This window comes from Planococcus sp. A6, assembly GCF_028823615.1.
Lineage (GTDB): Bacteria > Bacillota > Bacilli > Bacillales_A > Planococcaceae > Planococcus.
Window position 1 is genome coordinate 1 of sequence record NZ_JAPEHT010000134.1, and the last position, 8,290, is coordinate 8,290.

At 48.9% G+C, this 8,290-nt stretch carries 8 protein-coding genes; 5 read left to right on the plus strand and 3 right to left on the minus strand.

Annotation, left to right across the window (positions count from 1 at the left end; all coding sequences use genetic code 11):
- Window positions 1-33: 33 nt before the first annotated feature.
- Window positions 34-474 carry a YwpF family protein gene (locus ON064_RS15415; protein WP_274625477.1) on the minus strand — a complete coding sequence of 147 codons (441 nt, stop codon included), beginning with the start codon at window positions 472-474 and terminating at the stop codon, window positions 34-36.
- A gap of 331 nt (window positions 475-805) precedes the next feature.
- Here ON064_RS15415 and ON064_RS15420 point away from each other — a divergent pair, with 331 nt between their 5' ends.
- Window positions 806-1,216, plus strand: coding sequence for a single-stranded DNA-binding protein (locus ON064_RS15420; RefSeq protein WP_121298322.1), 411 nt, complete (start codon window positions 806-808; stop codon window positions 1,214-1,216).
- Between the two features lie 20 nt (window positions 1,217-1,236).
- Window positions 1,237-1,380, plus strand: coding sequence for a hypothetical protein (locus ON064_RS15425; protein WP_167358041.1), 144 nt, complete (start codon window positions 1,237-1,239; stop codon window positions 1,378-1,380).
- A gap of 53 nt (window positions 1,381-1,433) precedes the next feature.
- On the opposite strand, the gene ON064_RS15430 is transcribed toward ON064_RS15425, so the two are convergent.
- Together ON064_RS15430 and ON064_RS15435 are read right to left on the minus strand one after the other, a co-directional pair.
- The gene (locus tag ON064_RS15430) at window positions 1,434-4,157 is read right to left on the minus strand and encodes a DEAD/DEAH box helicase (RefSeq protein ID WP_274625478.1); all 2,724 of its coding nucleotides are present in this window, start codon (window positions 4,155-4,157) and stop codon (window positions 1,434-1,436) included.
- Entirely contained in the window at window positions 4,154-5,686 is a 1,533-nt protein-coding gene (locus ON064_RS15435; RefSeq protein WP_274625479.1) for a hypothetical protein, read from the minus strand. The genes ON064_RS15430 and ON064_RS15435 overlap by 4 nt, the downstream gene beginning before the upstream one ends.
- A 182-nt stretch (window positions 5,687-5,868) precedes the next feature.
- Between ON064_RS15435 and ON064_RS15440 the strand changes: the two genes are divergently transcribed.
- The 3 genes from ON064_RS15440 to ON064_RS15450 form a co-directional block, all read left to right on the plus strand.
- A complete protein-coding gene (locus ON064_RS15440) occupies window positions 5,869-6,333 on the plus strand; it encodes a hypothetical protein (RefSeq protein ID WP_058382979.1) in 465 nt (154 codons plus the stop codon).
- A 710-nt stretch (window positions 6,334-7,043) separates the two neighbouring features.
- Window positions 7,044-7,868: a M55 family metallopeptidase gene (locus tag ON064_RS15445; protein WP_274625480.1), complete on the plus strand. Its 825-nt coding sequence runs from the start codon at window positions 7,044-7,046 to the stop codon at window positions 7,866-7,868.
- A 12-nt stretch (window positions 7,869-7,880) separates the two neighbouring features.
- A partial coding sequence (locus ON064_RS15450) for an ABC transporter permease (protein WP_407951624.1) occupies window positions 7,881-8,290 on the plus strand: 410 nt, incomplete at its 3' end.

The following is an 8,290-nucleotide window of genomic DNA, read 5'->3' on the forward strand; positions in this document are numbered from 1 at the left end:
TTCAGTTCAAATTCGGCCGCGGAGGCAGTTTTTTTATGTGGATTTGGTTTCGTCTTTGCGCAATACCGGCCGTTCCCGCATATCCGTTTCAAAACGCTCGAGCAGTTCCTCTCCTTCGAGCCCGTCTTCCAATAGCTCCGACAATAACGTCTCGGCGTATTTGCGGCGCGCCCGTTTCAAGGTCCCTTTCATCAGCACAGAGACATGTCCGCCGATTGGTTTAACGGCATGGATAATCACTTCAAACGTGGCCGGTTCGTTTCCAGGATAGGAAATGACGACTTTGACATCATGTACTTTACCGCTTTGTTTCATATCGAGAAAAACAGCTTCATGCTTTTCGTCGACCAGCAGTTCAAGAACCCATGAACGCTGGGAATTTTCCTGGTTGATGATCAGGCCGTCATGGAGCGGGTAATCGACCAGTTGTTCTCCGTCTACAACGGCGAGCGACAGCATTTTGAATGTTTTCATGCAATTCCCTCCAGATAAAGCTTTGTTTTCAGTATAGCATAGCGGGGAAATGCCCGGCGAATGTCTATGGAAAAAATGCATTGCAACAAAATGGCGATTTTGCATTCCGGCTGACTGTGCAAGAAGCACTATAGTTCACAGAACGAAATGTTCGGAAAAACTTTTTGCTCTTTCCAGAATTCCGCAAATGATGTCCGAAATCCTTTCAAATCCGCGATTTCCCACATTGCCAAGGAAATGGTGGTATTAGTATGCTTTCATTACCGGCAGGACAGCAAGCAGGCGAATATATTAGCAGCTGAATCGGCCTGTCCGGCAGGAGGTGAAATCAATGAATCAAGTAGGCATTGTAGGTCGATTAACGAAAGACCCGTCGATGCGGGTGCTGGGGGAAGGGCGTGTACATACTACCTTCGTCGTGGCCATTTCCCGCAACTTCAGAAACCAGCGTGGTGAAATCGAAAGCGATTATGTTCTTTGCTCCACCTGGGGCCGGACAGCCCAAAACGTCGCCAAGTATTGCATGAAAGGCTCTCAAGTCGCCATTACGGGAAGAATCCAATCACGCCATTATGATAAGGAAGATGGCTCCCGCGTCTATGTAACGGAAGTGATAGGCGACCAAGTACGTTTCCTCGATAAACGAAAGCCCTCAGACGATCTCATCCCCAAGCGGACGGAACCGGATTCTAGTGCAGAGTTCGATTTCCAGCCGCCCGAAACTGAGCAGGTGAACAGTTGACGCATAAGGAGGCAAGTGGAATGCCGAAAGAACTTCAGCTCCAATTGGAAGTCCATATGGAGCAATTGATCAAACTGACTGCTTCGCTTCATCAGCGCATGATTGAAGCGGAGCGGGAGCTGTCAGAACTGAAACGGGTCTTCGCCACAGGCGAGAAAAACTGATGATTGCTGTCCAAAAGAAAAAATCCGTCCAGGTGGGGTCCTGGCCGGATTTTTTAGAAGCTATACGTGAACAATTCTTTCAGTTCGTCATCGGACAGATCCGTCATCCATTGGCTGGATTGGATAAACTGGTCCGACATCGATTGCTTCTGCGTAAGCAGTGAATCGATTTTCTCTTCAATCGTACCGATCGTCACAAATTTATGGACATGGACAAACTGCGTCTGGCCGATGCGGTATGCCCGGTCGGTCGCCTGGTTTTCCACAGCCGGGTTCCACCAGCGGTCCGCATGCAACACATGCGTAGCAGCCGTCAAGTTGAGTCCGGTGCCACCCGCTTTCAAGGATAGGATAAATATCGGGAATTCCCCATTCTGGAATGCAGCAACCAGTGAATCACGCTGATTTTTCGGCATATTGCCGGTCAAAAACGGCACTTCATGCCCGTATAATTCATTCAGCGCCTGCTGCAGCAGATGGCCCATCCCGATGTACTGCGTAAAGATCAAGCACTGCTCCCCACGTTCCGCGATTTCCCCCGCAAGTGTCACGATGCGCTCGAGTTTCTGGGAGCGAGGCAATAACTCGTCTGCGGTTGTATACGGCTCTTTCAAATAAAGGGACGGATGATTGCACAGCTGTTTCAGCTTGCTGAGCATTTTCAGGACGAGGCCTTTTTTCTCGAAGCCTGTGAGCGTCCCCATCTTCTGCACCGTATCTTGCACAAGCCCCTCATACAGCGCGGCTTGCTCCGGCGTGAGTGGGCAATATTCCAACTGCTCCAGCTTTTCCGGTAAGTTCAGCTGCAGTTCGGGATCTTTTTTGGTCCGGCGAAGCAAGAATGGCTGAATGCGCTGCCGCAGCTTTTCTTTGGCCTGTTCGGAATCATCCCGCTCAATCGGCACCATAAAGGCTTCCTGGAACTGCTTGATGCGGTACAGGTAGCCTTTATTGATGAAATCAAAAATTGACCACAGTTCAGACAAGCGGTTCTCGATCGGCGTTCCGGTCAGGGCAATATGATGCTGCCCTTTGAACTTGCGGATCGTCCGCGATTGTTTCGTGTACATGTTCTTGATGTTTTGTGCTTCATCGAGCGTAATACTCGTCCATGTGATCGATTGGATTTCGACACTATCGGACGAAGCGATGCCGTATGTCGACAGCACGACGTCCGGCTGTTCCGCCGCAAGCGAGTCCAAGAAGGCCTGGCCTTTCGGGCGGTTGCTGCCGTAATGCGTCGCCACTTTCAAATCAGGCGCAAAACGCTCCAATTCCTTTTGCCAGTTGCCGAGGACCGAAGTCGGGCAAATGATGAGCGATGGCTGTTTCGGCTTTTCGCTGTGCACATGAAGCAAGTAGGCGATCAACTGCACCGTCTTGCCGAGCCCCATATCATCTGCTAGGCACAAACCAAAGCCTTCTTCGCGCATGAAGGTTAAATAATCGAAGCCGGTCTTCTGGTAAGGGCGCAATTCGGTCTTCAAGTTCTCCGGCAATGGCGTTTCCGGCAAGTCGCGCTTATCGAGCAATTTGTCGAGCAGGATTTTCAAGGATTTATTCAAATGGAACTCGACGAGCGGATCGTCTTCCTCGCCCGGTTCTTCGAGCATGACGTCCGGCACATTATGGAACAGCATATCTTTCAGTGTCCAATCGGCGTCTTCCGCTTCTTCGATCATCTGCCGCAGCTGCATCAACAGATTCGAGTCGACGCGCACCCATTCGTTACCGACACGGATGAATTCACGGTTTTCAGTCACTAGCTGCTCGAAATCCTGCATGCTCAAATCAACGCCATTGAGCGAGAACTTCCAGTCGAAGCTGATGATTTGGTCCAGGCCGACGACCGATGCTTTTTTCGCCGGGGAAGTGACGTTCGCTTTGACGCGCACTTTCGATTCCTGAACAGCTTGCAGCCAGGAAGGAATCGATACTTCCACGCCAAATGCCTGCAATAAGTCGGCGTCGGTGCGGAGGAAGTTCAACACTTCCGCATCGGTCCAGCGGGCGATATACATTTGGTCCGCTTCATAGCGTTCGACAGAAGGGCATAAGCTGAGGATCAAGCTTTGGCGCTCCTGGATGTCACGCGCATGGGCACGCCATTTTTCAGGCAGCACTTTTTCGATCACTTCATTTTCACGGCGTTTCGAAGGCGTCCAATAAGCGCTCCCGCGTTTAGTGCGCAGCGCTGTCCGGAATGCCCATAAGCCGCTATCGTCCGGTTCGGTCAATTGCATCGCGAGCACATAATCATCCGCAGGTTCCAGTCCGTCCCAGCCGGCATGTTCGACGAAATGCAAAAGGTACGGCAATTGGGCAGAAGTGAGCCCTTTTTGGCGCAGCTGGTGTCCGATGGTATCGGTCAAGAACGAGCGAATTTCCGCATCGCCATATGCCGAATCAATGGAAATGACGCCATCTTCGACTTGAACATGCTGCCATAAGGCCGAATCGTTCAAGGAGTCGGCGACGCGGCGCGCAAGTTTCAGCCAAGATTCGTCTTGCAGGCGGCGCCCGGAAAACTGGACATAATGATGGGGATCCTGTTGGAACAACCGGACAAAATCGGCTGGCGTCAATAACAGGTCCAAGCCATCTGTTTGAACGTTCATGCCGAAAAAGCTGTCCTTGTCGGCGAAAAACAAGAATGGCGACCAGATTTCCGGAGGGATCCGGTTGCCGCTGTCGTTATAAGCCTGAAGCCGGAACACGTCCGACTGTTCTATTTTTAAATAATACGTACGGCTTCCTTCGGTTTGGAATTGATTCATAACAGCTTTCCTTTCTCGATCTCTTCCTGGAGTGCGCGCAAGCGTTTGTAGCGATGTTGGATTTCATTCATATAAGCGTTCCAAAACGGCATCTGTCCGCTTTTCTTGCACGCGGCTTTCATTTTCTTCCATACGCGGACGGCTTGTTTATAGCTTGTCCGGCTGCGTTCTTCGAGATGCTGCAGCGCATAGCGGTGGTATAGTGGCAGCGCGAAATCAGGAGCGGAGTTATGCACTTCCTTCAATCCGCATTCCTCTGCAAAATACAGAGGGGAATTATGCAGCTGGTGAAGTTCTGCCCATTGCTTGTACATGCCTTTTTCGACGAGGTAGGCTGAATAGGCAGGCAAGCCGTAATGGCCGAATTGTGTAAACAAATCTTCCCAATCGTCTTCGGTCAAGTCGATCAATGAATACAGGCGGCTCAAAACACGGACATAGTGATGGCGGTACTGTGTAAACAATCCGTCAAACAGGAATGTCCGGACATGCGGCTTGATGGCCATCAAGATTGCGGAGAGCCCTTGTTGATGGCCTTCTTCTTCAGCGAGCACGGCAAGTTTGACCCAGTCCGCTGCAGCGCCAGGCGTAATATTGCCGGGAGAGACTTCGTTCCCGAGCAGCAAAGCGAAAAAGGCTTTGACTCGTTCATCTGGGCGGCGGAATTCCTCGAGCCCGCTCAGCCGTTCGCGCCGGCTGATGAATAATTCGGTCCAGAACAGCTGGTAGATTTCAAAGCGTTCCGAAAACGAATCGTCGTTCGTTTCCGCAAATTCGCGGACCAGTTCACGCAAATGAGTGAAAAAAGCGTCCGATTCGAACGTGCGATGCAAGCCGCGCAATTGTCCAAGCATATCACGCAGTGCATGCAATTCGTCCGCAAACCAGGTTTTGAAGAAGGAATGATGCACTTCTTTTGTTCCCGCGCTGAACGTCTCCCATACTTCTGTCAATGAAATCAGGTGGGCATAGGTTTTATATAAAGTTTTCCATTCACGCTCGAGTGGCATGAAGGACAGGGCGTTTTTCAAGCGTCCTTCGTATAATTGCTCAAAATAGAAATAATTGCGCGTGACGTAATCATTGATCGGTTCACGCCACGTGCTGCGGATTAGTGCTTCCCATTGATCGGGTGAGCGTTTGTTCGTCAGTGTCGACAATTTCTCATTCTCCTTATCACGCCATTTCGCGACCCATTCGGAAAGCGAGTCGATTTTTTGGTAAAGCGAAAAAATGACCGCTAATCGGTGACGGCAGTTTGTTTCCTGTGGGCAAGCGCATACGGCAGCGAGTTTTCCGAAATTGAGCACCACTTTTACCGAGTGGGCATCTTTCACGCTCGCTTCGAGCAGCAGGCGTTCTTCATTGAAAGAATGTATCTGCACGCCGTCATGGCGCACTAAAAAGACTGCTTTTCGAACCATTTCCTCATCCAGCGCACGCGTAGGATGAAGCGACTTGTCGATAGCAGCCATATAATTGTGGATCGTATCTTCGTATTGTTTTGCTAAGGATAGAACCGTAGCCATCTGCATCGCCCCAAATAAAAACATTTCCTTCTATTATACGCATTTGTGGCAATACAGTAAACGAAGAAGGAAAAAGAAGCGGAAATGCCATCGTTTATTCATACTTATTTCTATTCGTTTCGACCAATTTATGGTATGATTCATGTAAGCAGAATATTCTGAAATATAAGGAGGGGAGTCAGATGTTGCATGTAAAACTGATGAAGCCGTTTTATACAAAGAGAGAAGGGCATCGCATCAAGTTTGTGTTCGCTTATCAATACTTTTCGATCCTGAAGGACGATGAAGTGTTTCATTTCATCCCTGTCGAAGGGAAGGAAATCATCGTCAATTTGAATACCTTCCAAGTAGAAAACCTTTCCGAAGTCTTTGTATTCCAAAAAGGGAACCGCTTTATCCGTTTGCCGCTCTACCAATTATTGCTGGTCTCGGATATCCATACACACCTTCAGAGCATATTGAAGGAAGAAAGGGCGGAATTGATCGAAGTGAACGAACAAACAAAGAAAGAAGCGACCGAAGCAATCCAGTTCCTGGAGCAGGAAAACTTCAACCGCATGATCGACCAGGCATTAGCCGCGGGGGATAAGGAACTGTTTGAGAAGCTGCTGTCCCAGCAAAAACAATTACTCGATGGAGGTCTATGATGAAGCATACAACAGCCTATGGATAAGAAACGTCTGCCCGGGAATTCGAGAGCAGGCGTTTTAAAAGCCCTTTTCCGTCTATCGGAAAAGGGCTTTTACGTATGTTCGGAAATCATATTGTGCTCCTTTCTACATGAGCATGAAGTAATTGAGTGCCAACATTACGACTGCAGAACCCGTTACGCCCAGCGCAAGATCTCCCCATTGCATCTCCAGTACTTTTTCAAAATTATTCATGATGATCCGCTCCTTCTCTGATTGTCGGGAAACCCTGTTTACTAGTTATAGTGTTCGGTTGAACTATTTATAACTTATTTACAGTGTATAAGGGGCTGGAAGATAATGCATGAGACTAAATTACCAAATATTCTAAAAATTAAAATAAATAGAGGAATGCCTATTGGAATTTATAAAATCACCATGGCCCTTTTAGAAAAAGAATGGACTGGCAACAGGTTAACGACCTGTCAGGTCAACAACGATGTATAGAAAAATAGGCATGGGTGATGCCATGCATTATTTATGCATGGGAAATCGTAAACAAGCCAGTAAATGGTTGATTTCGGGTTTTTGTCCGTTGTCAATTGCATGTGAAATAAAGTATATCGAATAAAAAATTATATTGAAATATTCTTACAATATTGATACATTAATACATGAAAAGTTTCAAAAATATTCCGAATTAGACAAACAAAGGGGAAATACGCAGCATGAAATTTTACTTGTCGATGGACATGGAAGGCGTGACGGCACTTCCGGATTATACATATGTGGACTCGAAAGAAGCGAATTATGAAAGGGGACGGCGCCTCATGACAGGAGACGCCAATGCCATCATCCTCGGGGCGTTCGATTCAGGAGCGGAATCTTTTCTGATCAATGATTCCCATTCCAAGATGAACAATTTGATTGCCGAAGACCTTCACGAAGAAGCGGAACTCATAACAGGCGGCGTCAAAGCATTTTCGATGGTCGAAGGCCTGGACGATAGCTATACGGGTGCTTTTTTCGCAGGTTATCATGCACGCGCCGGTCAAAAAGGCGTCATGTCGCACGCCATGATTTTCGGCGTCCGTTCGATGTGGATCGATGATGTCGAAATCGGCGAACTCGGATTCAATGCATATGTCGCAGGTTACCACGGCGTTCCAGTGTTGATGGTAGCGGGAGATGACTGCGCGTGCAGGGAAGCAGAAGCGCTTATTCCAGGTGTCACGACTGTCGCGGTAAAAGAGACCTTGACGCGTTCTGCAGTGAAAACGCTGCATCCGAAAAAAGCGCAGCGCTTGCTGCGAGAGAAAACGCAGGAAGCGATTCAGCATAAAGACCGCGTAAAGCCGCTTGTGCCGCCTGAGAAGCCGACGCTTCGCATGGAATTCACCAATTACGGGGAAGCGGAGCTGGCGGCAATGATGCCTGGCACCCGCATTGAAGAAGGCACGACGATTGTTCGCTACGAAGCACAAAACATACTGGAAGCTTATCGCGCCATGCTGGTCATGACAGAACTGGCGATGCAAGCGAAGTTCTGTTAGGGGGAAGAAACAATGGGCAAATACATATTCAAACGATTTTTGATGATGCTCGTGACGATTTTCATCATCGCGACACTGACGTTTTTCCTCATGCACGCCGTTCCGGGATCACCGCTTGAAAGCGACCGCAACACGAACGAGACGGTGCAGGCGAATCTAGAGCGCTTCTACAAACTCGACCAGCCACTACATATTCAATACCTCAGTTATATGCAGTCGATTGTCACGTTCGATTTCGGGCCGTCGATCAAAGACCCGAACCGCACCGTTAACGAACTGTTAGCAAGGGGCTTCCCGATTTCCTTCGAACTGGGGATCATCACCATTCTCGTAGCGGTCGTTTCCGGAATCATTCTCGGGACGATGGCTGCGCTGCGGCACAATAAAATGATCGATTACGCGGCCATGGCTTTTGCGGTCGT

What these genes read in the sequence shown, in the direction of transcription:
- ON064_RS15440 (WP_058382979.1), top strand. Translation starts at nt 5,869, where the DNA reads ATGTTGCATGTAAAACTGATGAAGCCGTTTTATACAAAGAGAGAAGGG.
- ON064_RS15420 (WP_121298322.1), top strand. Translation starts at nt 806, where the DNA reads ATGAATCAAGTAGGCATTGTAGGTCGATTAACGAAAGACCCGTCGATG.
- ON064_RS15415 (WP_274625477.1), bottom strand. Translation starts at nt 474, where the DNA reads ATGAAAACATTCAAAATGCTGTCGCTCGCCGTTGTAGACGGAGAACAA.
- ON064_RS15445 (WP_274625480.1), top strand. Translation starts at nt 7,044, where the DNA reads ATGAAATTTTACTTGTCGATGGACATGGAAGGCGTGACGGCACTTCCG.
- ON064_RS15435 (WP_274625479.1), bottom strand. Translation starts at nt 5,686, where the DNA reads ATGGCTACGGTTCTATCCTTAGCAAAACAATACGAAGATACGATCCAC.
- ON064_RS15425 (WP_167358041.1), top strand. Translation starts at nt 1,237, where the DNA reads ATGCCGAAAGAACTTCAGCTCCAATTGGAAGTCCATATGGAGCAATTG.
- ON064_RS15430 (WP_274625478.1), bottom strand. Translation starts at nt 4,157, where the DNA reads ATGAATCAATTCCAAACCGAAGGAAGCCGTACGTATTATTTAAAAATA.